At 44.8% G+C, this 26461-nt stretch carries 24 protein-coding genes; 10 read left to right on the top strand and 14 right to left on the bottom strand.

Annotated elements, in window-relative coordinates:
• Nucleotides 1-6 precede the first annotated feature (6 nt).
• The 3 genes from PP178_RS10050 to recR all read right to left on the bottom strand — a co-directional run bounded on the left by PP178_RS10050 (nucleotide 7) and on the right by recR (nucleotide 3005).
• Nucleotides 7-783 carry a 3'-5' exonuclease gene (locus PP178_RS10050; RefSeq protein ID WP_272594212.1) on the bottom strand — a complete coding sequence of 259 codons (777 nt, stop codon included), beginning with the start codon at nucleotides 781-783 and terminating at the stop codon, nucleotides 7-9.
• A gap of 167 nt (nucleotides 784-950) precedes the next feature.
• Nucleotides 951-2291: a dihydrolipoamide acetyltransferase family protein gene (locus PP178_RS10045; protein ID WP_272594211.1), complete on the bottom strand. Its 1341-nt coding sequence runs from the start codon at nucleotides 2289-2291 to the stop codon at nucleotides 951-953.
• Between the two features lie 93 nt (nucleotides 2292-2384).
• A complete protein-coding gene (recR, locus tag PP178_RS10040; RefSeq protein WP_272594210.1) occupies nucleotides 2385-3005 on the bottom strand; it encodes a recombination mediator RecR in 621 nt (206 codons plus the stop codon).
• A 58-nt stretch (nucleotides 3006-3063) separates the two neighbouring features.
• On the opposite strand from recR, the gene PP178_RS10035 reads away from it, so the two are divergent.
• Nucleotides 3064-4548 carry a sodium:solute symporter gene (locus PP178_RS10035; protein WP_272594209.1) on the top strand — a complete coding sequence of 495 codons (1485 nt, stop codon included), beginning with the start codon at nucleotides 3064-3066 and terminating at the stop codon, nucleotides 4546-4548.
• Here PP178_RS10035 and PP178_RS10030 read toward each other — a convergent pair.
• Nucleotides 4528-4896, bottom strand: coding sequence for a CoA-binding protein (locus PP178_RS10030; RefSeq protein WP_272594208.1), 369 nt, complete (start codon nucleotides 4894-4896; stop codon nucleotides 4528-4530). The genes PP178_RS10035 and PP178_RS10030 overlap by 21 nt on opposite strands.
• A 351-nt stretch (nucleotides 4897-5247) precedes the next feature.
• On the opposite strand from PP178_RS10030, the gene PP178_RS10025 reads away from it, so the two are divergent.
• The gene (locus tag PP178_RS10025; protein WP_272594207.1) at nucleotides 5248-7695 is read left to right on the top strand and encodes an outer membrane beta-barrel family protein; all 2448 of its coding nucleotides are present in this window, start codon (nucleotides 5248-5250) and stop codon (nucleotides 7693-7695) included.
• A gap of 70 nt (nucleotides 7696-7765) precedes the next feature.
• On the opposite strand, the gene PP178_RS10020 is transcribed toward PP178_RS10025, so the two are convergent.
• From PP178_RS10020 to PP178_RS10010, 3 genes are all read right to left on the bottom strand, one after another.
• Nucleotides 7766-8773 (bottom strand): 3-oxoacyl-ACP synthase III family protein, encoded by a 1008-nt coding sequence (locus PP178_RS10020; protein ID WP_272594206.1) that lies wholly within the window; start codon nucleotides 8771-8773, stop codon nucleotides 7766-7768.
• Nucleotides 8774-8877: 104 nt separating this feature from the next.
• Nucleotides 8878-10188: an ABC1 kinase family protein gene (locus PP178_RS10015; RefSeq protein WP_272594205.1), complete on the bottom strand. Its 1311-nt coding sequence runs from the start codon at nucleotides 10186-10188 to the stop codon at nucleotides 8878-8880.
• A gap of 20 nt (nucleotides 10189-10208) precedes the next feature.
• The gene (locus tag PP178_RS10010; protein ID WP_272594204.1) at nucleotides 10209-10868 is read right to left on the bottom strand and encodes a TetR/AcrR family transcriptional regulator; all 660 of its coding nucleotides are present in this window, start codon (nucleotides 10866-10868) and stop codon (nucleotides 10209-10211) included.
• Nucleotides 10869-11203: 335 nt separating this feature from the next.
• Between PP178_RS10010 and htpG the strand changes: the two genes are divergently transcribed.
• The 3 genes from htpG to PP178_RS09995 all read left to right on the top strand — a co-directional run bounded on the left by htpG (nucleotide 11204) and on the right by PP178_RS09995 (nucleotide 14159).
• Nucleotides 11204-13090 (top strand): molecular chaperone HtpG, encoded by a 1887-nt coding sequence (gene htpG / locus PP178_RS10005; protein WP_272594203.1) that lies wholly within the window; start codon nucleotides 11204-11206, stop codon nucleotides 13088-13090.
• 63 nt (nucleotides 13091-13153) lie between these two features.
• Nucleotides 13154-13513: a DoxX family protein gene (locus PP178_RS10000; RefSeq protein WP_272594202.1), complete on the top strand. Its 360-nt coding sequence runs from the start codon at nucleotides 13154-13156 to the stop codon at nucleotides 13511-13513.
• A gap of 13 nt (nucleotides 13514-13526) precedes the next feature.
• Nucleotides 13527-14159, top strand: coding sequence for an MOSC domain-containing protein (locus PP178_RS09995; protein ID WP_272594201.1), 633 nt, complete (start codon nucleotides 13527-13529; stop codon nucleotides 14157-14159).
• 53 nt (nucleotides 14160-14212) lie between these two features.
• On the opposite strand, the gene PP178_RS09990 is transcribed toward PP178_RS09995, so the two are convergent.
• A complete protein-coding gene (locus tag PP178_RS09990; RefSeq protein ID WP_272594200.1) occupies nucleotides 14213-14797 on the bottom strand; it encodes a hypothetical protein in 585 nt (194 codons plus the stop codon).
• A gap of 220 nt (nucleotides 14798-15017) precedes the next feature.
• Between PP178_RS09990 and PP178_RS09985 the strand changes: the two genes are divergently transcribed.
• Nucleotides 15018-15890 (top strand): AraC family transcriptional regulator, encoded by an 873-nt coding sequence (locus PP178_RS09985; RefSeq protein ID WP_430974715.1) that lies wholly within the window; start codon nucleotides 15018-15020, stop codon nucleotides 15888-15890.
• A 262-nt stretch (nucleotides 15891-16152) separates the two neighbouring features.
• On the opposite strand, the gene PP178_RS09980 is transcribed toward PP178_RS09985, so the two are convergent.
• Nucleotides 16153-16926, bottom strand: a complete 774-nt coding sequence (locus PP178_RS09980; RefSeq protein ID WP_272594199.1) for a S1/P1 nuclease — start codon at nucleotides 16924-16926, stop codon at nucleotides 16153-16155.
• 145 nt (nucleotides 16927-17071) lie between these two features.
• Here PP178_RS09980 and PP178_RS09975 point away from each other — a divergent pair, with 145 nt between their 5' ends.
• From PP178_RS09975 to PP178_RS09960, 4 genes are all read left to right on the top strand, one after another.
• The gene (locus PP178_RS09975) at nucleotides 17072-19327 is read left to right on the top strand and encodes a transglycosylase domain-containing protein (RefSeq protein WP_272594198.1); all 2256 of its coding nucleotides are present in this window, start codon (nucleotides 17072-17074) and stop codon (nucleotides 19325-19327) included.
• Between the two features lie 189 nt (nucleotides 19328-19516).
• Nucleotides 19517-21715 carry a DUF5916 domain-containing protein gene (locus tag PP178_RS09970; RefSeq protein ID WP_272594197.1) on the top strand — a complete coding sequence of 733 codons (2199 nt, stop codon included), beginning with the start codon at nucleotides 19517-19519 and terminating at the stop codon, nucleotides 21713-21715.
• A gap of 60 nt (nucleotides 21716-21775) precedes the next feature.
• The gene (locus PP178_RS09965) at nucleotides 21776-23038 is read left to right on the top strand and encodes a DUF819 family protein (RefSeq protein ID WP_272594196.1); all 1263 of its coding nucleotides are present in this window, start codon (nucleotides 21776-21778) and stop codon (nucleotides 23036-23038) included.
• A 42-nt stretch (nucleotides 23039-23080) separates the two neighbouring features.
• A complete protein-coding gene (locus tag PP178_RS09960; RefSeq protein ID WP_272594195.1) occupies nucleotides 23081-23788 on the top strand; it encodes a DUF4369 domain-containing protein in 708 nt (235 codons plus the stop codon).
• 1 nt (nucleotide 23789) lies between these two features.
• Here the strand turns inward: PP178_RS09960 and PP178_RS09955 are convergent, their stop codons facing one another.
• Genes PP178_RS09955 through idi form a run of 5 tightly spaced genes read right to left on the bottom strand, consistent with a single transcriptional unit; the run spans nucleotide 23790 to nucleotide 26459 of the window.
• Entirely contained in the window at nucleotides 23790-24062 is a 273-nt protein-coding gene (locus tag PP178_RS09955) for a hypothetical protein (protein ID WP_272594194.1), read from the bottom strand.
• A gap of 29 nt (nucleotides 24063-24091) precedes the next feature.
• On the bottom strand, nucleotides 24092-25060 hold the full coding sequence (locus tag PP178_RS09950) for a type I phosphomannose isomerase catalytic subunit (RefSeq protein WP_272594193.1): 969 nt from the start codon (nucleotides 25058-25060) through the stop codon (nucleotides 24092-24094).
• Nucleotides 25060-25515: a peroxiredoxin gene (locus tag PP178_RS09945; protein ID WP_272594192.1), complete on the bottom strand. Its 456-nt coding sequence runs from the start codon at nucleotides 25513-25515 to the stop codon at nucleotides 25060-25062. Before PP178_RS09945 ends, PP178_RS09950 begins: the two co-directional genes overlap by 1 nt.
• On the bottom strand, nucleotides 25516-25923 hold the full coding sequence (locus PP178_RS09940; RefSeq protein WP_272594191.1) for a 6-pyruvoyl trahydropterin synthase family protein: 408 nt from the start codon (nucleotides 25921-25923) through the stop codon (nucleotides 25516-25518). It abuts the gene before it with no gap.
• Nucleotides 25920-26459, bottom strand: a complete 540-nt coding sequence (gene idi, locus PP178_RS09935) for an isopentenyl-diphosphate Delta-isomerase (RefSeq protein ID WP_272594190.1) — start codon at nucleotides 26457-26459, stop codon at nucleotides 25920-25922. Before idi ends, PP178_RS09940 begins: the two co-directional genes overlap by 4 nt.
• Between the last annotated feature and the right edge of the window lie 2 nt (nucleotides 26460-26461).

The raw sequence follows: 26461 nt of genomic DNA, 5'->3' as shown, positions 1-26461 counted from the left end.
GGACTATCAGCCCAACTTATTGTTAAGTTTACTTAATTTGATCTGGGTCAGCACTTTTTTGGTGTACAAAGGGAAGTCCGCATTCAGTATCCACCCAAAATATCCTGGTTCTTCTTCCAGAACATCATGTACTTTTTTACCCTTGTGCTTTCCAAAGGCAAAGATTTCCTCCCCGGATTCATCCCTTGCAATAAAGCCAGCAAAATCTACCAGTTCATTCCGCTTGGTAAATTCGGATAGCTTTTTGACGTTGTTTTCCAATTCCGGGTAGCGATCCAGTTGGGACATGAGTACCTCGCAGGTTGCCAATGTATCAGCTTCAGCGCTATGGGCTTCCGTCAGGTCTTTGTTACAATAAAATTTATAAGCCGCTTCTAGCGTTCTCTTCTCCATTTTATGGAAGATGGTCTGCACGTCGACGGAAACCGTGTTCTTCATATCAAAATCTACCTCTGCCCGCAGCATTTCCTCGGCCAGTAAAGGAATATCAAAGCGGTCCGAATTGTAGCCTGCAAGGTCACAATCCTTGATCATCTGGTAAACATCCCTGGATATTTCCTTAAACGTGGGTGAATTGGCAACTTTTTCATCTGTAATACCATGGATTGCGGCAGATTCCGCAGGTATGGGCATTTCCGGGTTTACCAACCAGGTCTTGCTCTCCCGGTTACCATTCGGGTATAATTTTAAAATAGAGATTTCTACAATACGGTCTTTAGCCACATTGGTACCCGTGGTCTCCAGGTCAAAAAAACATATTGGTCTGCTGAGTTGTAACTCCATCCTTTAAGGTTTGTACAAAGATAGTTTTTAAGGCAGGAATCACCTCGCCAAAGATTCAAATATTCGTTAAACTATTGCTTCTGCCGGGTAGGTTCCCTCGCCGGAATTTTTTGTCAGTTTGTAAAAAAAAGAGCCGCGTTCTCAACGCGGCTCCTCAAATTGGTATTTTATATTTCCCGGTCCGGATCCCAATCCTCCAGGAAGTCGGCTATGGTCTTTATAAACATGCCTCCCAATGCTCCGTTAACCACGCGGTGATCGTAACTATGCGAAAGGAACATCTTATGCCTGATTCCGATAAAGTCACCATCCTCGGTCTCTATGACCGCCGGAACCTTCCTGATAGCCCCCAGTGCCAGTATCCCTACCTGTGGCTGGTTAATGATCGGAGTGCCAAACACACTGCCAAAGGTACCTACATTTGTCACGGTATAGGTTCCGTCCTTTATCTCATCCGGTTTCAGGTTATTGGTTCTAGACCTGTTTGCAAGATCATTAACCACCTTCGCCATACCTACCAGGTTCAGCTGGTCTGCATTCTTAATCACCGGAACAATCAGGTTACCATCGGGCAAGGCCGCTGCCATCCCAATATTGATGTTCTTCTTTTTGATCACGGAGTCACCATCCAATGAAATATTGATCATGGGGTGTTTTTTCAGGGCTTTTGCCACAGCTTCGATGAAGATAGGCGTAAAAGTAAGCTTCTCCCCTTCGCGTTTCTCAAATGATACTTTGTGTTTATTCCTCCACTGCACCACTTTGGTAACATCTACTTCTATAAAACTCTGAACATGGGCAGAGGTAGATACGCTATTAGCCATATGCTGCGCGATCAGTTTCCCCATCCTGCTCATTGGTATCACTTCATCACCGGCCTGGGCCTTCACCGGCGCAGCCTGTGCTGCGGCTGGTGATGCTTCTTTCCGTGCTGCGGGTGCCGGAGCTGCCTGGGCTTGTTCCCCCTGTGCTTTAGCGGGCTTCCCGGGCTGCCTGTTTTCAATATAAGAAAGGATGTCATTCTTAGTCACCCTCCCTTCTTTACCACTACCAGTGATCTGGTCCAGCTCCGCCAAGCTGATCCCTTCTTCTTTGGCTATATTTTTCACCAGGGGTGAATAAAACCGATCGCTATCGCCATAATCAGGCGCTGCGGTACTTACCGATTCCCGGGTGGTTTTGATCTCCTCCTCAATAGCCTCTGCCTCCTCAGGGGCAGATTCGGTTGCTTCTGCTTTCTCCTGCCCATTAGATTCAGCGGCTTCTCCTTCTACCTCAATGATCGCGACGGTCTGGCCTACTTTGATCACATCGTCAATTTCAAATAGTTTTTCCTTGAGAATACCCTCTACTTCACTGGGTACTTCAGAATCTACCTTGTCCGTGGCGATTTCAAAAACAGCCTCATCCATGTCGATGGTATCTCCTACTTCCTTAAGCCAAGAAGTTAAGGTTGCTTCTGCAACACTTTCACCCATCTGCGGTAACTTTAATTCGAATTTTGACATATTGTTAGTTCAGGTACAGTTTTTAAATTAATTTTTGCAAAAATAATAAAAAATCAAGGCTATTCTTGGAATTCCTTAATCCTGCTCATTTTTCTAGCCCGACTTCAGTGAACCCTCAAACGGAATCCGGTTCAGGATACTCCGCCCCAGAGTCACCTCATCGGCATATTCCAATTCGTCGCCTACGGCTATCCCGCGGGCAATCGTCGACATTTTTACCTCCAACCCTTCTAATTGCTTGTACATATAAAAATTGGTGGTGTCCCCTTCCATGGTAGAACTTAAGGCAAAGATCAATTCGGTAATTTCTCCCTGTTTAACCTTTTCCACGAGAGACTGGATGGTAAGATCCTGTGGTCCTACTCCCTCCATAGGAGATATCTTGCCCCCCAGCACATGGTACAGTCCTTTGTATTGAGAAGTATTTTCTATGGCCATGACATCACGGATATCCTCTACCACGCATACCAGTTCTTTTTCACGCTTTGGACTAGCACAGATCTCGCACAAGGCAACATCAGAAATATTGTGACAATTACGACAGAATTTCACTTCTTCCTTCAGCGAGTTCAGTGCAGCGGTCAGCTGCCTGGTCTGACTCTCGGGTTGCTTCAGCAGGTGCAGCACAAGTCTTAAGGCTGTACGCTTACCAATACCAGGCAATTGGGACATTTCCCGCACTGCGTTTTCCAGTAATTTGGACGAAAATTCCATAAAAGCAAAATTACATAATGTTTTAAGTTTTCGTACTTTGCGTCCGAAATTAATTTCCATGACCGCTTCGCATATCCTGCTGTTAATAGGCGCATATTTCCTTCTTTTATTACTGATATCCTATTTCACCGGGAAGAATGATTCTAACGAGGATTTCTTTAAGGCCGGCAAACAATCGCCTTGGTATATCGTGGCTTTCGGGATGATAGGAGCGTCCCTATCCGGAGTCACCTTCATCTCTGTACCCGGGTGGGTACAAAGCTCGGAATTCAGCTATATGCAGGTTGTCCTGGGATACCTTGCGGGTTACTTCGTGGTGGCCTATATCCTATTGCCCCTTTATTACCGACTCAATGTAACTTCTATCTACGAATACCTGGAACAGCGTTTTGGGTTTTACAGTTATAAGGTTGGCGCCCTTTCCTTTTTTATATCCCGCGTACTGGGAGCTGCTTTCAGGCTATTCCTGGTAGCCATCGTTCTGCAACAGTTTGTCTTTGATGCTTTTGGATTTCCATTTGAACTTACCGTGGTATTCTCTGTAGCCCTGATATGGATCTATACTTTCAGGGGAGGGATTAAGACCATTGTCTGGACCGATACCCTGCAAACCCTGTTTATGCTGGTATCTGTAGGCTTGTCTATCTACTTCATCCTGGATAAACTGGACTGGAGTTTTGGACAATTCCTGGGATCTTCAGAATTACAGGATTACAGCCAGGTCTTTTTTACAGATAGCCTGATGGATCGGAATAACCTGCTGAAATCATTCCTGGGTGGAGCTTTTATAACAATTTGCATGACAGGCCTGGACCAGGATATGATGCAGAAAAATCTCACCTGCAGGAACCTGGGGGAGGCACAGACCAACATGGTTACCTTCAGTATCGTCCTCGTGGCTGTAAATCTGATGTTCCTGCTCTTAGGGGCATTGCTTTTTATTTATTCGGCTAAATTCGGGATAGGTCTTCCACTTATGGATGGCACTCCTAAAGCAGACCTTCTTTTCCCGGAGATCGCCCTGAACAGCGGCTTAGGAATAGTCGTAGCCATTACTTTTATGCTTGGGTTAATTGCCGCTGCATATAGCAGCGCAGACAGCGCCCTGACCTCATTAACCACCTCTTACTGTGTTGATTTCCTGGGAATTCAGAAGAAAGCTGAGACGAAGCGCAAGCGCATCCGCAAAACCACCCACCTTGGAATGAGCATATTGCTGATCGCCGTTGTTATCCTCTTTAAATATGTCTTGGATCGAAACGTGATTGATGGTCTTCTCACCGTGGCCACCTATACCTACGGCCCATTATTGGGCTTATTTACCTTCGGCATCTTTACGCGTCATGCCATTAAAGACCGTTATGTCTGGGTCGTGGCTCTGGTGTCGGTATTGCTCATCATGGGAATTGCCAATATCCCCGCAGCACAACTTGGCGGCTATGTATTTGGCTATGAACTACTGCCGATCAATGGGTTGATCACATACCTGGGATTATATCTTATCAAGGATAAGGAAAGTACATCAATACTGGGACATAGATAACAGCACCAGGGTACAAGCCACTTCTACTTCTATACCACTTTGCTTTAGTACGCGGTAAAATTCCGGGTTCTCTGTCCCTGGGTTAAAAATGACCCTTTCCGGGTTTAGGCCTACTATATCCTCGTAATAGGCTTGCTGCCGGGTGGGATTCATATAGAGGGTGACCGTATGCGTCCCGGAAATACCATCCAGGCTGGTCTGTATAGGAACCCCGGCTACAGTACCCTCGCGCAATCCAAAGGCAGATACTTTTATCCCTTTCTCCACAAGCCTGCGGATGGCAATATTACTATACCTGGCCGGCTTGGTAGAAGCCCCGAAAACAAGTGTATTCTTCTGATCCATCATTCTCTGTTAAAGTGTGTTAAGTGTTGCAACGATTTCAACCATATCGCGTCTAATATATTAAGGTTAACCTATTTCGTCAGGGCAGTCATATTTTTGATAGTTAATGGTTAGTGTTTAGTGTGACAGCCTGATGGAAGAAACCCCGGTGGAAACATCGGGGTTTTATTTTTTAAACAGGTTCTTTATCAACTTTCTTTTTTCCTTTTTCCCGATATCATCCGTCTGTATCACCGTAATACCCATGAATACAAGAGCTTAAGTCCAATAAATTTATACCCGGGGATGTAACAAAACTGAAGAACACGCGTCAATTAAGTATCATCAATCATCAATCAATCATCAGCGAACCTCATGAAAACACTACTAGGAACGATCTTCGCGATCGTATTATTCAACGCCGTCTATGGGGCCCCGACAGACCCCGTGGAAAAGATTGGCACTGTCAGTGGAACAGTGGTAGACGCCGCAACCGGCGAGCCCATTCCTTATGCTGCAGTCGTTATTAAATCCATACCGGAGCAGGCTACGGTTACCGGTGGAATTACCCAGGAAGACGGTACTTTTATGATCAATAACCTTCCTGAAGGGGAATTCTCTATACATATTCAATTTATCGGGTACACGACTTACACCGACCAGGTCCGGATCAGTCGGTCTGAACGAAATAAGGATCTCGGCCTGATCCGACTGGAAGAATATGCGGAAGAACTCTCCGGCGTAGATGTGGTCGCAGAACGCTCAACCATTGAACAGCGTATAGACCGCAAAGTGGTCAATGTCGGGAAAGACCTTACCACTGCTGGAGCGACAGCCTCAGACATCATGAACAATATTCCGTCGGTAAACCTGGACCAGCAGACCGGAGAGCTCACATTGCGGGGTAACTCTAATGTACGGGTCATGGTTGATGGCAAACTATCCAATGTGCCTGTGGCCCAATTACTTCGGCAGATTCCCTCTACATCGATCAAGTCTATTGAATTGATCACCAACCCATCGGCAAAATACAACCCCGAGGGCATGAGTGGCATTATCAATATAGTGTTGCACAAGAACGTCAACATCGGTTTTAACGGCAACTTCAGTACGGGTCTAACGGTTGGGATAGAGGCTAAATTCAATAGCTCTCTGGACCTGAATTACCGGAATGGGAAAGTAAACCTCTACGGCAGCTACGGTACCAATATCGGGAAATATGTGAATAATGGCTTTGTCCTTCGCGAAGAAGAACGGTTGTTACAGGACTTTGATTTTCTAAACAATAACAAATCACACCTTTATAAGATAGGTATGGACTTTTACATGGATGACCATCATACCATCTCCTTCTTTACCAACCAGAATACCTTTGACGGCAAAGGGCTAGGCATTACGGAAATAACCGTAGAGAACAATCCGGGCCTACGTAACCGGCAGGATTTCCTGAATCGAAACGATAACAATAGTGCTCAATATAACTTTGATTACAAATGGGATTTTAACGACGAAGGTCATAACCTGGAACTGGAAGCCGACTATAATCGCTTCAAAGATGACGAAGATGCTATTTTCCAATTCAGCGGCAATTCTTCGATTGCGGATTATGAAGATTTCGTCAACACGGATCGGACCCAAACCATTGTTAATCTAGATTATGTAAATCCACTGGATTCTATTACCAAAATAGAGACCGGGCTGGAGCTCAGAAGTTTTGAAACCAATGTAGGATACCGATCTACCGGTCAGACTTTCAATTCAAGCGGGAACCTTGCACCAACTCCGGATACCGAGTTCACCTACGGCATGGATATCTACTCGGCCTATGTCACCTTTGGAAAAACTTACGAAAAATGGTCCTACCAGGCAGGTGTCAGGGTAGAAGATGTGACTGTAAAGGCCGATACCAACCAGGTCAGAGCATTTACGGACGAATACTTCCAGTTTTATCCTTCGGCATTCCTCACCTATTCCCCGGGTGAGAAAGACCAGTTACAGGCAAGTTACAGCCGCCGCGTGGACCGGCCCGGGCTCGGGCAGGTAAACCCCATCAGGGAATGGGCAACCCCGCTGATCTCAGGTTTTGGAAATCCTTCCTTGGAACCACAGTTCACAGATTCGTATGAAGTGAATTATACCCACAGGATGGAAAAAGGAAGTTTTACCACAGGGGTCTTCTACCGTAGTATACAGGACGAGATCAACAGGGCCGTATATGTAGACCGGCTAGACCTCACAAAACTTATCCTGACCTATGATAATTTCCAGAACACCTCAGCTTATGGTTTTGAACTCAGCACAAATTACAAGCCTTTAAAATGGTGGAGCATCAATGGCAGTTTTGACCTCTACAACCAGACCCAGCGCGGAATCACGGAGGTGTTGGATAATTCCGACCCCCCAATAACAGAAGATGATATACGCACAGAAGATGTGAATGTAGAGAACACCGCCTGGAACCTCAGGCTCAACCAGAGTTTCAGTGTTACCAAAAAATTGACCCTTCAACTCTTCGGCTTTTACCGGGGCCAAAACCAGAACCTGCAATTCCTGGTAGAACCCATGTATTTTATCAATACTGGGGCTCGCTATAGTTTTGCGGATGGAAAAGGGACCGTCAGCCTGAATTTTAATGACGTATTCAACACCATGAGATTTGCATTTGACGGGCAGCGACCCTATGCCCAGAACGGGCAGTTTAACTGGGAAAGCCAGAATGTATTCGCCGGACTTTCCTATCGTTTCGGGAGCGGAAAGAACAGGCAGAGCCAACGTAAGCAGCGAGATGACAATACGAAGCAAAGCAGCGGAGGCATCCTTTAAGCTGGTCTGAAGAATAAATAAGAAACCCTGTTCGATTAGAACAGGGTTCTCAGTATAAGTTAATTTTAAGTTACCACCTGATAATGGCGCTTCCCCAGGTAAACCCACTACCAAAGGCCGCCAGGACAACGAGGTCACCCTCCTTGATCTTTCCTTTCTCCCAGGCCTCGGTCAGCGCTATCGGGATGGAAGCTGCTGTGGTATTCCCGTATTTCATGATGTTATTAAATACCTGGTCATCACTCAAACCAAATTTCTTTTGTATAAACTGGGAAATCCTCAGGTTAGCCTGGTGAGGTACAAGCAGATCGATATCTTCTTTCTTGAGCCCATTTTTCTGCAAGCCTTCAACGATAACTTCACTGAAACGGACTACCGCATTCTTAAAGACAAACTGCCCATTCATATATGGGTAATACGACTCATCATTAGGATCATTCTCTTCAATAATGTCTGTCACCCATCGGCTACCCATGCCGGGAGCTAACAATGAAAGCTCTTCGGCATGCTGCCCTTCGGAATGCAAGTGCGTGGAAAGGATTCCTTTACTATTATCTTCTTCACGACTTATAACCGCAGCACCGGCACCGTCTCCAAAAATAACGGACACTCCCCTGCCCCTGGTGGTCATATCCAGTCCGTGCGAGTGCAATTCGGAACCGATCACCAGGACATTTTTGTACATCCCGGTTTTAACAAATTGGTCGGCTACGGATAATCCGTAGATAAAACCGGAACATTGGTTACGCACATCGATAGCTCCTACCGTAGGAAGACCGAGATCTCTCTGGACCAGGACACCCGGCCCAGGGAAATAATAATCAGGGCTCAGGGTTGCAAAAACTATGAAATCAATTTCATCTTTATTAATCCCGGCTCTCTCTATGGCGATCCGGGCGGCTTTTACTCCCATGCTGGTGGTGGTATCTTCACCTTTGACCACGTGTCTCCGTTCTTGTATACCGGTGCGTTCCTGTATCCAGGCATCATTGGTATCCATTAGTTTAGACAGGTCATCGTTAGTCACGACATTGTCTGGGACATAATATCCAAGTCCTTTTATCTTGCTGTTGTACATATTCAGTTTAGTTTTATCCGGAACGGCACTACCGTGAGCGGAGGGCGCAAATTTATCTAAAATAGACAAAAATCTATTGAAAACTAGCTGCTGTTACAAGAAGTTTAATCCATGTATTTCCTGAAGCGATCCACTTCTACCCTGGCCTTCAGGTCATAGAGCATATTATAAAGACCAAAGAAAGTTCTGTTGATATATAGAAAGTGTTTAGATCCGCGGTTAGAATTTAAATTCCTGATCTCGTCCCCCTTGGATAAACGCGTACTCAGGCTGGCAATTCGTTCCCAGAAGACCTCATCCCCAAAATCAAAATATGCTTCGTTAAAGGGAGAAGTAAATAAACTGAGCATTTCCTTGAATAGGCTCTTAAAGAATATACGTTCCTCCGAACTGTCAGAATCCATTAAGATCTCCAGTTCAAACAATTTTTCGGTAAATAGCTTATCATCTGCCAAGGTCTCTTTTTTGGCTAATTCAAAATAAGGCACATAGAAGGAACCCGGTATCTCCTTGACACATCCAAAATCTATGGCAATAAGCCTGCCCTGCTCGCTTACGAGGAAATTGCCGGGATGTGGGTCTGCATGCACCCTGCGTAACCCATGCATCTGGAACATATAGAAATCCCAGAGGGATTGTCCAATTTGCCGGGCTTCTTCCCGGTCAAAATCAGTCGATGTATATTCACTGAGGTGCTTTCCATGCATCCAATCCATGGTCAGTATCCGATCACTGGATAGTTCGGGGTAATATTGCGGAAAGTCTATACCCGGCAGAACCGCACAAGCTTCCGTGATCTCACGGCTCTGTTTCAGCTCCAGCATATAATTGGTTTCTTCCTCAAGTTTCTCTTCCACCTCCCCGAAATATTTATCGGTATCCTTACCCTCCAGGTTAAACATGCGGATAGCGATGGGTTTTACCAGGGCCAGGTCGCTCTTGATACTGGCAGCCACGCCAGGATATTGAATTTTTACTGCGAGCGACTTACCATCTTTCTGTGCCTTGTGCACCTGGCCAATGCTGGCTGCATTAATGGCAGAAGAATTAAAATCGTCAAAGAGGTCCTCGGGATATTTGCCAAAATACTTGAAGAAGGTCTTTCTCACAAGAGGAGCAGACAGAGGGGGTACCGAGAATTGCGCTAAAGAAAATTTCTCTACGTAAGCCCTGGGCAAGAGGTTCTTATCCATACTTAACATCTGTGCTACTTTTAAGGCACTGCCCTTCAGGCTTTTCAGCCCGTCATAGATATCTCCCGCATTATCCTGGTCCAGTTCATCCCTTCCAAGGTCTGGTTGAACCAATTTCTTGCCGTAATATTTTATGTAGTTTCCCCCGATCTTAGCCCCGGTTTTCACCAGCTTTCCGGCACGTTCAATTTTCCCGGTAGGGATTTTATCTAGTGTTTGCATATATGCTTTTAAGAGAGCGGTTAAGACATACGTTCCCCGTAAAGGAACTTGCCAAAATCAATTATACTGTCAAAGGGAGCGTTGTCAAAAAGTTCAAATACGGTGTTGACGGACTTTTCTATAGCCACGTCTGTTCTTTCAAAACCGGGAGAATTGTCATCCATCCAGAATTTTAACAGGAATAAGAATTGCACCCAGACACCTTCGGCAACAAACCCGGGGGATAACCTGGATATCTGATAACGTTTTTCTGAGTTGCTTTCTTCCACCAGCATTTTTCCAAACTCCCTTATATGCACCCTCAAACCAGAAAGTTGTTTCATGGTCTTGAGACGCTCCTTCTTCCCGTCAAGGGCCAGCAAGACATAACTCCTGTTCAGGCTTAACATTTCAAAGAAGGTATAGTAGAACGTCAGTAGTTTTTCGCGCTTGTCATAGGCATTATACTCCTTATTCTTCCTGAGCAACGCATCGGTCTTACTGAAAAAGGTATTCCATATTGCTTTTTCCAATCCTTGGAACGAACCAAAATGATTGTAAAATTCCTCCTCTTTGATCTGGTGTTCTTTACAAAACTTATAAACCGATACCGGGCTTTCACCCTGTTCAAGGACATGAGTCATATAATGTGAAATAATGGCATCCGGGGTGGTTTTTGCGCTGCTTGCCTTTGCTGTCATCTGAATATTTTTTGTTGAAGTAAAAATACAATATACTTGACATAATTGCTGTTAATTATATGCCAAAACAAAACGTGCCTTCCGGGGGGAAGACACGTTTATCTAAATAACCAAACCATTTAATTAAGCCTTACGCTGCTAGCCTTTTTGAGCTGTAGACTAACAACATAAATTATTAACCTCGATACAAATATATATTTTGTTTATCAATTATAATGTATATTTAAACATAAATAATTGTTAAACTTAATTCTAAGTGTCAGTTTGTCACTTTTTCAAGGGCTGGTACTTTTTTTGACATTCCTCTAGCGTACTAATAAAATTTAACGAATACAATGGCAACAGGTAAGATTAATGTATCGGTCGAGAACATATTTCCGCTGATCAAGAAATTTCTCTACAGCGATCACGAAATTTTCCTGAGGGAACTGATTTCCAACGCTACAGACGCTACCCTCAAACTTAAACACCTAACTACCATCGGCGAGGCCTCGGTAGAATACGGCAACCCGATGATCGAGGTCCGTATTGATAAGGAAGGTAAAAAGCTCCATATCCTGGACCAGGGTATCGGGATGACCGCGGACGAGGTTAAAAAATACATCAATGAAGTAGCCTTTTCCGGGGCCGAAGAGTTCCTGGACAAGTACAAGGATTCTGCCAAGGATTCCGGTATCATCGGGCATTTCGGACTTGGATTTTATTCCGCCTTTATGGTAGCATCAAAGGTTGAGATCATAACTAAGAGCTTTAAGGATGAACCTGCAGTTCACTGGGTATGCGACGGCTCCCCGGAATTCAGCATGGAAGAAGCAGAGCGAAATGAGCACGGGACAGAGATTATCCTGCACATCGCAGAAGACTCAACCGAATTCCTCGAAGAAGGTCGTATAGCCGAACTTCTAAGCAAGTACAATAAGTTTATGCCTATACCGATCAAATTCGGTACTCGCACAGAGACCCTACCAAAACCCGAAGGGGCTAAAGAAGAAGAGGAAGCTCCTACCAAAGAAGTTGATAACATTATCAATAACCCCGAACCGGCCTGGACAAAAAAACCGGTCGACCTGGAAGAAGGGGATTATAAAGAGTTCTACCGTGAGCTCTACCCTATGCAGTTTGAAGAACCGCTTTTCCATATACACCTTAATGTGGATTACCCTTTTAACTTAACAGGTATTCTGTATTTCCCTAAACTTACCAACGATCTGAACATTCAGAAAGACCGAATCCAATTATACCAGAACCAGGTCTTTGTTACGGATAATGTGGAAGGAATCGTTCCTGAATTCCTGACCATGCTTCGCGGTGTGATTGATTCGCCGGATATTCCACTGAATGTTTCCAGGTCTTACCTGCAGGCCGACGGCGCGGTTAAAAAGATCTCTTCTTATATTACCAGGAAGGTCGCGGATAAGCTTACTTCACTCTTCAAGGACAACAGGGAAGATTTTGAAAAGAAATGGAACGATATCAAAATCGTGATCGAATACGGGATGCTTTCCGAGGACAAGTTCTATGACAAAGCTGATAAATTTGCACTTTACCCTACGGTAGATGGGCAATATTTTACGCTGGAAGAACTGAAAGAGAAAATACAGGGGAAGCAAACCGATAAAGACGACAAATTAGTGGTGCTTTACGCTTCAGACAAAGAAGCACAGCACAGTTACATCAAAGCGGCTAAGGCAAAAGGATATGAAGTATTGCTGTTAGACTCTCCAATTGTCCCCCACCTCGTACAGAAGCTGGAGACTTCTAATGAAAAGCTTTCATTTGCGCGTGTCGATGCCGATCATGTTGACAACCTCATCAAAAAAGAAGATGCCCAGATCTCCAAGCTGTCTGATGAAGAAAAAGAGAAACTGAAATCAGCAATGGAAGAAGTTGTCACGGACAAGGGATATACTATACAGTTAGAGTCCATGGATTCTGATGCTGCACCCTTTGTCATTACAGAACCCGAATTCATGAGAAGGATGAAAGAGATGCAACAAACCGGTGGTGGCGGAATGTTCGGCATGGGTAATATGCCGGAAATGTACAACCTGGTGGTCAATACAAACCATCCACTGGTCAGTGACATCCTGAATACCAAGACAGCGAAGAAGCGCGAGCGGCTTATCAGCCAGTCATTAGACCTTGCGCGCCTGTCTAAAGGTTTATTGAAAGGAGAAGCCCTTACAGATTTTATCAACCGCAGTTATGATATGATCAAATAAGGTGAATTCCATATTTTTTAAAAAAGGTCGCCCTGCAAGGCGGCCTTTTTATATTTTTAGAAAATGAACTTTCCCTGGCACCTCTACCTGATGGCCGGCATGTTTATCATTGCCGGGATCATGCATTTTGTATTCCCTAAAACCTATCTCCGTATTATGCCCCGGTATTTACCTCGGGCTACCGCTTTAGTTTACCTGAGCGGACTGGCAGAGATCATACTCGGATTCGGCTTATGTTTTCCCGCTACGCTGAATTACGCGGTTTACGGTATCATTCTCATGCTCGCAATCTTTCTGTTGGTCCATATCCATATGCTGACGAGTAAGAAGGCTGCCGCAGGCTTTCCTAAATGGTTACTGCTGCTCCGCATTCCCCTGCAATTCCTTCTTATGTATTGGGCCTATACTTACCTGTTCATTTGATTATCTTTGGCTTATGAAAGTGCTCGCTACCAATATTGCAGAACCTGCTACCTTCTTCTGGGAGGGCAAAGAACATAAAACCGGGATCTATAAAATCCCGACCAAAGATCCCATTTACCTGGATACGGAAGCTGTGAGCGGAGATACCATTGGCAGCCCTAAAGTTCATGGGGGAGCATATAAAGCTTGCTACTTATTCAGTGCCGAAGAGTATGCGTTCTGGAAACCATTATATCCTTTGCTGAACTGGAACTGGGGAATGTTTGGTGAAAATCTTACAGTTTCCGGGATGAAAGAATCAGAAATACGTATTGGGGACCAGTACCGCGTAGGCGACTCCCTGGTTGAAGTAACCCAACCCAGGGAACCCTGCTTTAAACTCGGGTACCGCTTTAAGGACCAGGAAATCATAAATGCCTTTATTAACCGAAACAGACCCGGCACTTATGTTCGCGTTTTGGAGAAAGGTCTTGTACAGGCTGGGGATACCCTGAAATTGGAGCGAAGGTCCGGAAACCTTTTGACCGTTGAGCAATGTTACCGACTAATTTACGACAGGGACAAAAACAAAAAACACCTGCAGTGGGCGCTTAGCAATGAATCCCTGCCCCAGCGATTCCGTACAAACCTGGGTAGGGGGCAATAAAAAAGGGGCCTCCCGGCCCCTCCTTCCAAACTAAACTAAACTCAACTCAACTATTATTTGATGACAACATTTTCAGAAAATGTATCTCCTTCTACTGTGACAATCACCGTATAAAGATCATCGTAAGCCTTTTCAAAATTGATCGCTTTTTCCACAACCTGGGAGCTGTCTATCCGTTCAACGAAAAGTATCCTGTTATTACTGTCAATAACTTTGATCTCTACTTCTGCACTTTCCAGGTTCAATAGATTTACGTACAGTTTTTTCCCTTTTTTCCAGAAAAACGGTTTTACTTTTTCATCAACTGTAATAATACTCAGCTTATCGTTTTCCAATAGAAGGGAATAGGTCTTTAACTTGGACACATCTTCTACCCTTACATAATATGCCCCTTCTACAAGGTGGGTCATGTCAAACTTCTTAGCGTAGTGCTTTACATCCACTAATCTTTCAGAATACAATACTTTACCTGCATTATTGATGAAATCAATTTTTGTCTCGCCGGTGATCTCCTCTATCTGGAAATGCATTTTCTTCCCAACAGGAGCTAAAATGATCCCGGAATTCGCCATGACCAATGAAGGAATACTCAGTACTATAGCTGTAAAAATGTAGCAGATTCTTTTTAATGTTTTCATAATTTCTCTTTTTAGGTGAACAACTAATTCGATACAAACATACCGTCAATACCTCTCCAAAAACACCACCCTATTTGCCTATATATGTGCTATTTTAACAAGGAACCCCCCAAATTTGACCTCTCAGGTTAATATTGCATATATTTTGGGTAATTTTGCACAGAACCTATCAATGCTACCCTTGTAATTTTATAAGGGTATTGATAGTAGTAAAGAGATAATGAAGCAGAAGCCGGCATTTGAAGCAATAGTCCCTAATTTTGGGCACTCCTATACCTACCAGAAATTTGACGAGTCCAAGTTGAATAATAATACTGTCTGGCACTACCACCCGGAAATAGAATTGGTGTATGTGCAGGGAGGCTCCGGGAAAAGACAGATAGGTAGTCACATTTCCTATTATTCTGACGGAGATCTTATCCTTATAGGAAGTAATTTACCGCATTGCGGCTTTACGGATAAGCTGACGGGTAACGAGAGTGAAACCGTCATACAGATGAAACAGGATTTCCTGGGGAGCGATTTTTTCCAGATTCCCGAAATGAAGAACATACAGGCCCTGTTTGAACTCGCTAAAAGCGGGGTAGCGTTTAATGGTAGTACCAAATTAAAGATTGGACAGAAGATCGAAGTAATGGAATACCAGAACGATTTCCAGAGATTACTGTCTATCCTTAATATTCTCAACGAACTGGGAAGATCCAAAGAATATAAAGTGCTGAATGCCGAAGGTTTCTCCATGGAAACCGACATCCGGGACAATGATCGAATCAATACGGTTTTTAACCATGTAAAGAATCACTTCCAGGAAGACATCTCCCTGGAGGAGATGGCCGATATGGTGAGCATGACCATACCGTCTTTTTGCCGGTACTTTAAGAAGATCGCCAATAAAACCTTTGTACAGTTTGTGAATGAATACCGCTTGGTACACGCCTCTAAGCTATTAGCCGAAAAACCGATGAGCATCACCGAGGTCTGTTATGAATGTGGTTTTAATAATTTCTCGCACTTTAATAAATCTTTTAAGGCTTTCACCGGCCAGAACCCTTCAGAATACCGGAACCAGTTAAAACAGGTATTACAATCCTGATACTTTAGAACGGTACCCTTAAAACATAAAAAAATCGGCTTTTATCCAAACCGATTTTTTTATTACCCTGCTACTTGAAAACGGATACTACCTCTGGCAGGCGGGTAACTGCCAACATCCTAACACCCGGATTCTTATATTAATTTATTCAATTCTCGTGCCAGGATAAAAAAAAGTAGTTAAAAACCTCGGAGTATGGGATAAACAGTAACTTTTAACGCATTCAGCCTGCCTTCGCAGTAGCCTTTACCTTAGATCTATACTAACCAAAAATATCGTTCAGCACACTGGCTAAGCGAACTCCCCCTGTAAGTAATTGTTTTTCTACCAGGTCCCAGTACTTATAGCTGTACGAATAACCGAGCTTGTCCCCGCTTTCTGCCGTTCCATATACTTTCCGGGCTAATTCCTGTGATTCTTCAATCCATTGCAGCACATTGCCTTTCTGCATTGCCTTTCTTTCTTTCCTGGAGATCCTGGGAAGTGTATTGGACAATTCGGTATAGCTCATCCCGTAATCATCAATCAAATGGCTGTCCCAGACACGGTGCAGGTTACTTCCTTTACCAAACCACATGACCTGTATATCGTTTCCTCCTTTATCCTCCCCACGCCCGGCGTGCAGCGGCTGGTGCAGGTCACCCAGGAAATGCACAAGCATTTTTAAATAAAATACTTTTTCTTCTTTGGTACGGTTAGCGTCCTTTAGTACCTCTATGGATTTCTGTATCCCCATGACCAGGTCGCCTTCCGGAGCCGGAGTTACTTCAGAGTATTCTTTGTCAAAAGGGTAGTTGACGTAATGCCAAGGGGAATAAGCATCATATGCCCTGTCTGATTTTATCTCGTCTGCATAGGTAGATATTTCAGCCAGGCTTTGCCCGTCTAATAATTTATCAATGGCCTTGCGAGTCTTAGAACTGATAAGCTCCTGGGCAACCTCACCCACAACGCGATGGCCGGTTTTACCCCATACCAGCTCGTTGGCCATTGAAAATTGACCAACCAACAAAAGCAATAGAAGTAGTTTCTTCATAATCAAAATATTACAACTCAATAATCAGGTTAACAGTAAAGCCTGGCCCACAATTTTTTGGATTAAAAAGTACTAAAACGCCATTAAGAGAATGTCTGCAGTTATACTACTTTTGCCCCGTTGACAGGAAAAGGCTGCCAAAACTATGAAAAACATCCATAAACCCCAATGGCGAAAAATTAGTAAATATGCATTATGGGTATTTGTGGCCCTATCCGGCCTGTTTATAACCTTTATGTTAAGCATACATGCGGGGGCCTGGGGGCCCATCCCGTCAGAAAAGTCGCTCTCAGACCTTAGCTACCAAAAAGCTACGGAGGTATATTCTGCAGACAGCGTACTGATCGGAAAGTATTACCTTTTTGACAGGCAACCTGTCAGCTATGAGCAATTACCCGAACACCTTGTACATGCACTGGTCTCTATTGAAGACGAGCGATTCTACGAACATAAGGGCATCGATTATCCCAGCCTGATGCGCGTAGCACTAAAAACTGTCCTGCTGCAGGACGAATCGGCCGGTGGCGGAAGTACCTTAAGTCAACAGTTAGTCAAAAATTTATATCCCCGTGAGCACGGCAGTAAACTTGGATTGGTGGCAGATAAATTCAGGGAAATGATCATTGCCAGCAGACTGGAGTCCATTTACACCAAAAAGGAAATCCTGCAGCATTATCTTAATACGGTATCTTTTGGCGGCAACACTTTTGGCATTGAAAGTGCCGCCCTTAAATTTTACAATAAACCAGCCAGCGATCTGTCTATGGTAGAAGCAGCTACCCTGGTTGGGATGCTAAAAGCCACCTATGCATATAATCCAAGGCTTTTTCCCGAGCGCAGTATTACCAGGCGAAACCTAGTGCTCCTGGCTATGGCACGGAATGAACACATTGACAATTCCCAGCTAGACAGTTTACAGGGCCTTCCCCTATCCCTGGATTACCGGGAATACGACCACGACCAGGGGATTGCTCCTTATTTCAGGGAAGAAGTTCGCAAGCAACTTAAAAGATGGGCAGATAAAGAAAGAGAAAATGGGCAGGAGTACAATATCTACACCTCTGGTTTAAAGGTGTACACAACCCTTAATTTTAAAATGCAACAATTGGCCGAAGAAGCCATGACTGAACATATGAAAGGCCTGCAACAACAATTTGAGAAAAGTCATGGAAAGAATGCCCCCTGGGAGACTGATAAAACACTTATCCGGAAGGCAGTGCGCCAATCGCCGGCCTTCAGGAAATTAAGTGCATCGGGGCTTAGCGAAGAAGCCGTTATGGACTCCCTGTCAGTAAAAAGATCGATGACCCTCCCCAGTTGGAAAGGAGATACCACCTTGCTGATGAGCAGTATTGACAGTGTCCGATACCTGATGAAATATCTTAATGTGGGCTCGCTGGGAATAGATCCACAGAGCGGGGAAGTACTGACCTGGATCGGGGGGATTAATTATAAATATTTTAAGTACGATCATATTTCCCAAAGCGAAAGGCAGGTAGGCTCTACCTTTAAACCCATCGTCTATACTGCAGCCCTGGAAGCGGGAGTTGAACCCTGCAACTATTATTCGGCCAGGGAGGTTGCCTATGAAAACATGGAGGGTTGGTCTCCCGGGAATTCCGGCGACAAGGATGAAGCCTATCTCAATTATTCCATGGAGGAGGCGCTTAGTAATTCGGTGAATACCGTTGCCGTAAAAGTACTGGAAGATGCCGGGATTAACAGAACCCTGCAGCTCGCTAAAAAGATGGGGATCACTGCAGATTTACCTGCACAACCTTCCTTGGCTTTAGGTACCGGTGCGGTCAGTATTCCAGAATTGGCTGGCGCATACGCGAGTTACGTAAATGACGGCATCCCGGTAAAACCCTACCTCATAAAGAGAGTCACCAGTGGTAATGACTCCTTACTGATGGAACACCGGCAAGAGGATAGACCGGGCCCTGCTTATTCTGAACAGAACAGGCAGCTGATGATTGAAATGATGCAAGCCACGGTCAACCAGGGCACCGCAGCACGGATCAGGAGTACGTATGGCTTAAGGAACGACCTGGCAGGCAAAACCGGTACTACACAAAATAACAAGGATGCCTGGTTCGTGGCTATAAGCCCGGAATTGGTTCACGTCAGCTGGGTAGGCCTGGACCGACACGAGATCGGCTTCAGGAGCACCAGCCTCGGACAGGGGGCCAATGCCGCTCTTCCCCTGTTTGCCACCTTACTGCAGAAGATGAATAAAGAAAAGTCATTTAACCCTATTACAAGGGCAAGGTTTCAGCCCCCTTCCGGAGAAGTTGCACGCTTACTGGATTGTGAACCCGTGAAAAAAGACGGCTTCCTGAAACGGTTGTTTACCAACCCGGACAAAAAGAAAAAGAAGAAGTTTAAGTCCAAGGATTAAGATTAACGTATTTATCAAGTGGTATATATCTGTCTGGATCCTGGATATGGAAGCCCAGGTTTTTAGGGAATAAGCCGGTCACTGTTTAGCCATCTTATGACTGAATCGCACCTGCTTTTGGCAAAATTTTGTGATTTATTTAACGTCAGAGGGGTTAAATTTGGGGGCCACCTAACTAACTATTCAACTATGTTCAGACGTTTGTGCGTTTTCTTATCAATTTTCTTTTCCTTCCTCACCCATGCACAAACCACCGACAAAGAATTCACTGTAAAATATATTGACGGCTTTATAAAGGCCGATGGGATTCTAGATGAAGCTGCATGGGAAGAAGCTGATGTTGCGGGGGATTTTCAGCAATATTTCCCCACAGATACACTCAGAGCAGAACAACAGACCGAAATCCGGATGTTATACAATGGGACCACGCTCTATATCGGTATCAAGGCCAATGCACCCGGGAAAGACTATGTTATTCCTTCCCTGGAACGGGATTTCAGAGCCGGGGGAAATGATAATATCAGCCTCATCTTTGACACCTTCAATGATGGAACCAATGCCTTCCTCTTTGGCATCAACCCTTACGGAGTGAGAAGGGAAGCGCTCATCTCCGGTGGAGGTGCTGACCTAAGAGGTTTTAATACCTCCTGGGACGTTAAATGGCAGGCCGAGACCACCATATATGACGATTATTACAGCGCAGAGATAGCCATCCCACTTACATCCTTCAAATTCCGTGAAGGGGAGACTAAATGGCGATTCCAGAGTTACCGTTTTGACATGCAAAGCAACGAGCGTAGTGTTTGGGCAGAGATTCCCCAAAATCAACTCATTTTTAACCTCGCTTTTATGGGCGATATGAAATTTGAAAAACCACTGGGAAAATCGCGCACCCCATTGGCATTAATCCCATATATCAATATCCTGGCCGACAATGATTACGTCCTGGACAACAGTTCGGTCAACTTCAAGGTTGGTGGAGACGCCAAAGTTGCCATCGGTAACGGGATGAACCTGGATATAACCATTAACCCGGATTTCTCTAATGTGGAGGTGGATAATGTAGTTACCAACCTTACCCGCTTTGAGATCAACCTCCCGGAAAAACGACAATTCTTTATTGATAATAGTGACCTGTTTTCAGGTTATGGAGGCGGCAGGGATGCAAATCCTTTTTTTTCGCGTCGTATAGGGATTGCCAAAGATTCTACAGGGAACACCATACAGAACGATATACTCGGAGGGGTCCGGCTGAGCGGAAAACTTAACCAGGATTGGCGATTAGGATTTCTTAATATCCAGACTGCAGAAGATCCGGACAACGAAATTGCCTCTAACAATAATATGATGCTGGCGCTGCAGCGAAAAATGTTTTCCCGCTCTTTCGTCAGTATGTTCCTCATCAACCGCCAGTCTTTTGGCGACTACGATTTTTTAGAACGGGAAGATGACTACAATCGTGTGGTGGGGCTAGACTACAACCTGGCGTCTAAAGAAAACACCTGGACGGGTAAATTTTATGCCCACAAGTCGTTTCAGCCGGATGATGCGGAGGGAAATCTCTCCCTGGGCGCCAACCTGGAGTACAATAGCAGGAATTACCGATTTGTCACCGATCTGGTCAAGGTAGATGAAGATTTTCGTTCGGACCTGGGATTTATCAGGAGAACGGATATCCTGAAGGGTGCTGTAGCGGCTGAACGCTTATTCTGGCCCAGTGCAGGCCCTATAAACCGGCACAGTTTCAGGTTGTTCCCCATCGTTACCTGGAGACCGGGATTGGATTACCAGAGGACAGACCACGATATCATGGCCACATGGAGGGCCGAATTGAGAAACCAGTCCGATTTTGAAGCAGAATTCAGTAACCGCTATATCTTCCTGACAGATTCTTTTGATCCCACCGGATCTGAAGACGGCATTCCCTTACCGGGAAACCAGGGATACGAGTTCAATAGCTTTAAAATGGAATACCGCTCTAATAGGGCCAATATCGTCTCCTTTTCCATAGAACCGGAATACGGCGGCTTTTTTAACGGAACCCGGTTTTCCCTGGAAGGGGAAGTCAGCCTGAGGATACAACCGATTGCCTCCTTGCGGTTTGCCCTTAATTACGACAAGATACAGTTGCCGGACCCCTACCCAAGCGCCGACCTTTGGTTATTCTCACCTAAGGTAGATATCACCTTCAGTAAGAGCCTCTTTTGGTCTACCCTTATTCAGTACAGCAACCAGCAAGACAACCTGGGAATCAATTCTCGATTGCAATGGAGGTTTGCCCCGCTTTCTGATCTTTTCCTGGTCTACAATGACAATTATTTCATCAACCAGTTCAGCCCGCGGTACAGGTCTATCAACCTGAAGTTCACCTACTGGCTGAATATCTGATTTTCGCAAAATTAGCTGTCTTAGCTTTTTGTTTATATTTGGCCAAAATCATAACCACCCATGGAGCAACCCCTGATCACCAATGACAGTGTCGTCTTTGGATTATTAACCTTATGCCTGGGTTTTATATTTTATACCTCTTCAAGGCACACAGGATTCTGGAGTAAATTTTATTCGGTCGTTCCGGCTATCCTCATGTGTTACGTGCTGCCTGCGATATTAGCCAGTGCAGGAGTTATTTCTGATGAAACCTCCGGACTTTATTTTATGGCCAGCCGCTATCTTCTCCCCGCCGCACTGGTCCTCATGACCCTGAGTATAGATCTTAAAGCCATTGCAAACCTGGGGTCAAAAGCCCTGATCATGTTCTTTACAGGAACCGTAGGTATAATTATCGGAGGACCTATCGCCATTTTGATCGTATCCATATTCTCTCCTGAAACGGTAGGTGGGAACGATTTTGATGCAGTTTGGAGAGGACTTTCCACCATCGCGGGAAGCTGGATCGGTGGAGGTGCCAACCAGGCAGCCATGTTAGAGATCTTCAGGTATAACCCGTCTAAATACGGGGGGATGGTTTTAATAGATATTGTAGTCGCTAATATCTGGATGGCCGTACTCTTATTTGGTATTGGGCGTTCCGCGCGTATAGACCGATGGCTTAAAGCGGATACTTCGGCCATCACCGATCTTCGGAAAAAAGTAACCGCCTTTACGGAAAAAATCACCAGGGTTCCTACCCTGAACGACTATATGATCATGCTCTTCCTCGCCTTTACGGCAGTAGGCATTGCCCATTTTTTTGGCGATTCTATTAGCACCTACCTCGAAGCCAATGTAGCAGCTGTCGCTGATAAAAAAAGTTTCTTGTCCTTCCTGGGCAGTAACTTCTTCTGGATGGTCGTGATCGCAACCGCGATCGGGATTGGGCTGTCCTTTACTAAGGCCAAGAACTATGAAGGAGCGGGGGCCAGCAAATTAGGGGGTGTATTTATCTATATCCTGGTAGCCACCATAGGAATGAAAATGGATTTGGGAAAAGTATTGGAAAACCCGGGCCTTATCGCCATAGGTCTTATCTGGATCAGCATACATGCCGGTTTGCTGATACTGGTCGCTAAACTGATCAAAGCTCCTTATTTCTTTTTGGCTGTAGGCAGCCAGGCCAATGTTGGCGGTGCTGCATCTGCACCGGTAGTCGCGGCTGAATTTCATCCCTCCCTGACCTCGGTCGGGGTACTCCTGGCCGTATTCGGGTACGTGGTGGGAACGGGCGGGGCCCTGCTCTGCGCCTACCTTATGGAAATTGCCTCAAAAGTTTAATAACACGCAAACTTTAGTGATATTTGCCCAAAAATTTTTTAGATGAACAAACTTGCTTTGTGGTCCCTGTTGGCCCTACTGATCGTTGCCTGCGGTAAAGATCCTGAAAAGACCATGGTCGTTACCGGAAATGTTGCCGGCCTAAAGAAAGGTACCCTCTACCTACAGAAAATACAGGATTCAAGCCTGGTCGCCCTGGATTCCATGGAAATCTCCGGGGACGGTAAATTTACCTTTGAGACTAAGCTCGAAAGCCCGGAATTATTCTATCTCTACCTAGAGAAAGAAGATAGGAACGATTTCAATGACCGTATCTCATTCTTTGGAGAGGCCGGAACCATCACTGTTAATACGCAATGGAATGCATTCGAAGGCAAAGCAAAAATCAGTGGTTCAAAAACTCATGAAAAATTAGAGGAATACAGGAATAACATGTCCCGGTTTAATACCCGGAACCTGGAAATTTTACAGACAGCGTCTAAACCGGAGTACCGGGAAGATTCAACCGCTATGGATTCCCTGAACCAGTTAAATGAGAAGAATATCCTGAGAGGCTATTTGTACGCGCTAAACTTTGCGCTGAACAACAAGGATTCTGAAGTTGCTCCTTTTATAGCACTCACCGAGGTTCCCGACGCCAATAAGAAATACCTTGATTCTATATACGGTTCGTTAACCCCGGAGGTTGCTAATTCTAAATACGGTCGCGCCTTGTCAGAATACCTGCAGTCGCGACAGGAAGAAGAGTAATTTAAGAGGCCAGTTTGTTGACCTTAACCACCAACTTATTGGCCTTCTCTTCCAGTTCTTCGCGTACTTTTTTCAGGTGTGCCTTACGGTTCTCTACCTCTTTATCGTTCACCTTTGCGATCAGTTCGTCAAAGGTTTCAATTGCATCGTCAATAATTTTTGATCCCTCTTTGCTGTTCTGCTCTCCATTGGAGGCTTCCACGATGTATACGGCCTCTATGATTCCACCGAGTACGCTATTGATATCTTTCTTTAATTCGCGAATACTTGCCATTTTACTTTGATTTAGTTCTTGTTACTACCTTAAATTGTTACTTCGAGCAATTTTGCTTCTGCGGTTTCCAAGGTTACTCCTTGAATTGCAGCCGGTAAAAGTACGGTTTCTCCCCTTTTCAAGGTAGCACTTTCACTTTTATATATAACATTAGCCTCACCCTGTACGCACATGAGTATGGTAAAGGCTTCGCGCTTCTGTAAATCCAAGGAGAAATCACGGCTGAGGTCCAGGAAATTAGTTTTGAAATAGGGGGAATCTACCATGGTATTTACAGCGTCTTTCCGGTTGCTGTACGCTACCTTAAAATCGTCCTTCTTCTTATAATCGATGGCATCAAGGGCGAGTTCGGTATGTAATTCCCGGTAATTCCCATCCTTGTCCTTTCTTTTAAAATCATAAATCCTATAGGTAATGTCCGAGGTCTGCTGTATCTCGGCAAGCATTACCCCTGCACCTATGGCATGAACTTTCCCGGTATTGATAAAGAAGGTATCCCCTTCTTTTACCTGCTCGTAATTCAGCAGGTCCAGTAAGCGATCATTTTCCAGCTCCTGCTTATAGGTATCCTTATCCAGGTCCCTGTTAAAACCTACGATAAGATTCGCCCCCGGATCGGCATCCATGATATACCACATTTCTGTCTTCCCGAAAGACCCGTGTCTTTTACGGGCCAGCTCGTCGTTGGGGTGTAGCTGAACCGACAGGTCTTTCCGGGCATCGATAAATTTGATCAGGATCGGGAATTCCCGTCCAAATCGATTCACCACGCTAGTCCCTAATAGGGCTTCAGCTTCATCTGCTATGAGCCGGGTAAGCTTGGTTCCTTTATATTCCCCGTTAGAAACCACACTGACATCCCCGTCAACTGCGGAAAGTTCCCAGCTTTCACCGGTGTGATCATCCGTGATTGGCTTCCCGAGCACTTCTTTCAGTTTGGTACCGCCCCAGATCCTCTCTTTGAGAATAGGATCAAATTTCAATGGGTATAATTTCATTACAGCGTCGCTTTTAGTGCATCCAAAGCCTTCTGCATATGGTTAGATGCGTTCATACTATTATAAACCATGATCACTTTACCATCCGTATCCACTACGTAGGTTTCCCTTCCCGGTAAAAGATTCATCAAGTGCCCTTTAACCCGGAACATTTTACGAACTGTTCCATCGGAGTCGGATAATAACACGAAGGGAAGGTTGTGGCGCGCACCGAAACGTTTGTGAGTACTGCTGGAATCTGAACTGATACCGATGACTTCTGCTCCCAGGTCTGTAAAATCTTCATAACTGTCGCGGAATGCACAGGCTTCCTTTGTACAACCGGGGGTATTATCCTTTGGGTAAAAGAAAATAACTATAGGCTTACTCCCCTTTACGGTGTCTATATCAAATTGCTTTCCTTCCTGGTCTTCCAGGCTGAACGACGGTATTTCTTCTCCTACTTTTAATCCCATTTATCCTGAATAGGTTACAAAATTACGCGGGGTCTCATATAGTACCACTTCCAGCTCCTGCTCCTCCTTTAAATGTGGTTTTAGCTTATTCCAGATCACTACGGCGATATTTTCAGCCGTCGGAATAAGGTTTGCAAACTCGGGAACTTCCACGTTCAGGTTTTTATGATCAAAGGCTTCTTCCACTTCTGACTTAATAAGATCCTTAAGATCTTTAAGATCTATGACCATCCCCGTTTCCTGATCGATGGGACCGGTGACGCTGACAATCAATTCGTAATTATGCCCGTGAAAATTGGGATTGTTACACTTGCCAAATACAGCGTTGTTCTTTTCTTCGTTCCAATCCGGCCGGTAGAGCCTGTGTGCGGCATTAAAATGCGCAGCCCTGCTTACTTTCACTTTCATCGATTCTCGGTTTTTTGATTGAAATGCTCGTAGAACTTATCAAAGATAATCCGGAACCAGGCAGTATAAGCCTTCCCATTACGCTCCATATCTGTCTTGATGGCTTCGGGCGACATCCATTTCCAGGCCTCAACCTCATCGGGATTAATATTGGGTTCTCCTTCAAAGTAACCGATCATCACATGGTCAAATTCATGTTCTGTCAGACCATTATCAAATGGAGCTTTATAAACAAATGAAAATATCTCTGTAAGTTCGGTCTGGAAACCCATCTCTTCCTGTAACCTGCGTTTACCTGCATCCAGGTTGCCCTCCCCTAAACGTTGATGGCTGCAACAGGTATTGGTCCAAAGTAATGGCGAATGATATTTAGCTGCGGCTCTCTGCTGTAACATAATCTCGCCTTTGTCATTCAGTACAAAAACGGAAAAAGCTCGGTGCAATAAGGCCTTTTCGTGGGCTTCCATCTTAGGCATGGTCCCCAGTACCTCGTCTTCAGTATTTACGAGTATTACGCGTTCTTCTTTCTGTGTCATTA

The sequence above is a fragment of the Zeaxanthinibacter sp. PT1 genome (assembly GCF_028464225.1).
Taxonomy (GTDB): Bacteria; Bacteroidota; Bacteroidia; order Flavobacteriales; family Flavobacteriaceae; genus Zeaxanthinibacter.
This window is presented reverse-complemented; position numbering and strand designations above follow the sequence as displayed.

What these genes read in the sequence shown, in the direction of transcription:
- PP178_RS10050 (WP_272594212.1), bottom strand. Translation starts at nt 783, where the DNA reads ATGGAGTTACAACTCAGCAGACCAATATGTTTTTTTGACCTGGAGACC.
- PP178_RS10045 (WP_272594211.1), bottom strand. Translation starts at nt 2,291, where the DNA reads ATGTCAAAATTCGAATTAAAGTTACCGCAGATGGGTGAAAGTGTTGCA.
- recR (WP_272594210.1), bottom strand. Translation starts at nt 3,005, where the DNA reads ATGGAATTTTCGTCCAAATTACTGGAAAACGCAGTGCGGGAAATGTCC.
- PP178_RS10035 (WP_272594209.1), top strand. Translation starts at nt 3,064, where the DNA reads ATGACCGCTTCGCATATCCTGCTGTTAATAGGCGCATATTTCCTTCTT.
- PP178_RS10030 (WP_272594208.1), bottom strand. Translation starts at nt 4,896, where the DNA reads ATGATGGATCAGAAGAATACACTTGTTTTCGGGGCTTCTACCAAGCCG.
- PP178_RS10025 (WP_272594207.1), top strand. Translation starts at nt 5,248, where the DNA reads ATGAAAACACTACTAGGAACGATCTTCGCGATCGTATTATTCAACGCC.
- PP178_RS10020 (WP_272594206.1), bottom strand. Translation starts at nt 8,773, where the DNA reads ATGTACAACAGCAAGATAAAAGGACTTGGATATTATGTCCCAGACAAT.
- PP178_RS10015 (WP_272594205.1), bottom strand. Translation starts at nt 10,188, where the DNA reads ATGCAAACACTAGATAAAATCCCTACCGGGAAAATTGAACGTGCCGGA.
- PP178_RS10010 (WP_272594204.1), bottom strand. Translation starts at nt 10,868, where the DNA reads ATGACAGCAAAGGCAAGCAGCGCAAAAACCACCCCGGATGCCATTATT.
- htpG (WP_272594203.1), top strand. Translation starts at nt 11,204, where the DNA reads ATGGCAACAGGTAAGATTAATGTATCGGTCGAGAACATATTTCCGCTG.
- PP178_RS10000 (WP_272594202.1), top strand. Translation starts at nt 13,154, where the DNA reads ATGAACTTTCCCTGGCACCTCTACCTGATGGCCGGCATGTTTATCATT.
- PP178_RS09995 (WP_272594201.1), top strand. Translation starts at nt 13,527, where the DNA reads ATGAAAGTGCTCGCTACCAATATTGCAGAACCTGCTACCTTCTTCTGG.
- PP178_RS09990 (WP_272594200.1), bottom strand. Translation starts at nt 14,797, where the DNA reads ATGAAAACATTAAAAAGAATCTGCTACATTTTTACAGCTATAGTACTG.
- PP178_RS09985 (WP_430974715.1), top strand. Translation starts at nt 15,018, where the DNA reads ATGAAGCAGAAGCCGGCATTTGAAGCAATAGTCCCTAATTTTGGGCAC.
- PP178_RS09980 (WP_272594199.1), bottom strand. Translation starts at nt 16,926, where the DNA reads ATGAAGAAACTACTTCTATTGCTTTTGTTGGTTGGTCAATTTTCAATG.
- PP178_RS09975 (WP_272594198.1), top strand. Translation starts at nt 17,072, where the DNA reads ATGAAAAACATCCATAAACCCCAATGGCGAAAAATTAGTAAATATGCA.
- PP178_RS09970 (WP_272594197.1), top strand. Translation starts at nt 19,517, where the DNA reads ATGTTCAGACGTTTGTGCGTTTTCTTATCAATTTTCTTTTCCTTCCTC.
- PP178_RS09965 (WP_272594196.1), top strand. Translation starts at nt 21,776, where the DNA reads ATGGAGCAACCCCTGATCACCAATGACAGTGTCGTCTTTGGATTATTA.
- PP178_RS09960 (WP_272594195.1), top strand. Translation starts at nt 23,081, where the DNA reads ATGAACAAACTTGCTTTGTGGTCCCTGTTGGCCCTACTGATCGTTGCC.
- PP178_RS09955 (WP_272594194.1), bottom strand. Translation starts at nt 24,062, where the DNA reads ATGGCAAGTATTCGCGAATTAAAGAAAGATATCAATAGCGTACTCGGT.
- PP178_RS09950 (WP_272594193.1), bottom strand. Translation starts at nt 25,060, where the DNA reads ATGAAATTATACCCATTGAAATTTGATCCTATTCTCAAAGAGAGGATC.
- PP178_RS09945 (WP_272594192.1), bottom strand. Translation starts at nt 25,515, where the DNA reads ATGGGATTAAAAGTAGGAGAAGAAATACCGTCGTTCAGCCTGGAAGAC.
- PP178_RS09940 (WP_272594191.1), bottom strand. Translation starts at nt 25,923, where the DNA reads ATGAAAGTGAAAGTAAGCAGGGCTGCGCATTTTAATGCCGCACACAGG.
- idi (WP_272594190.1), bottom strand. Translation starts at nt 26,459, where the DNA reads ATGACACAGAAAGAAGAACGCGTAATACTCGTAAATACTGAAGACGAG.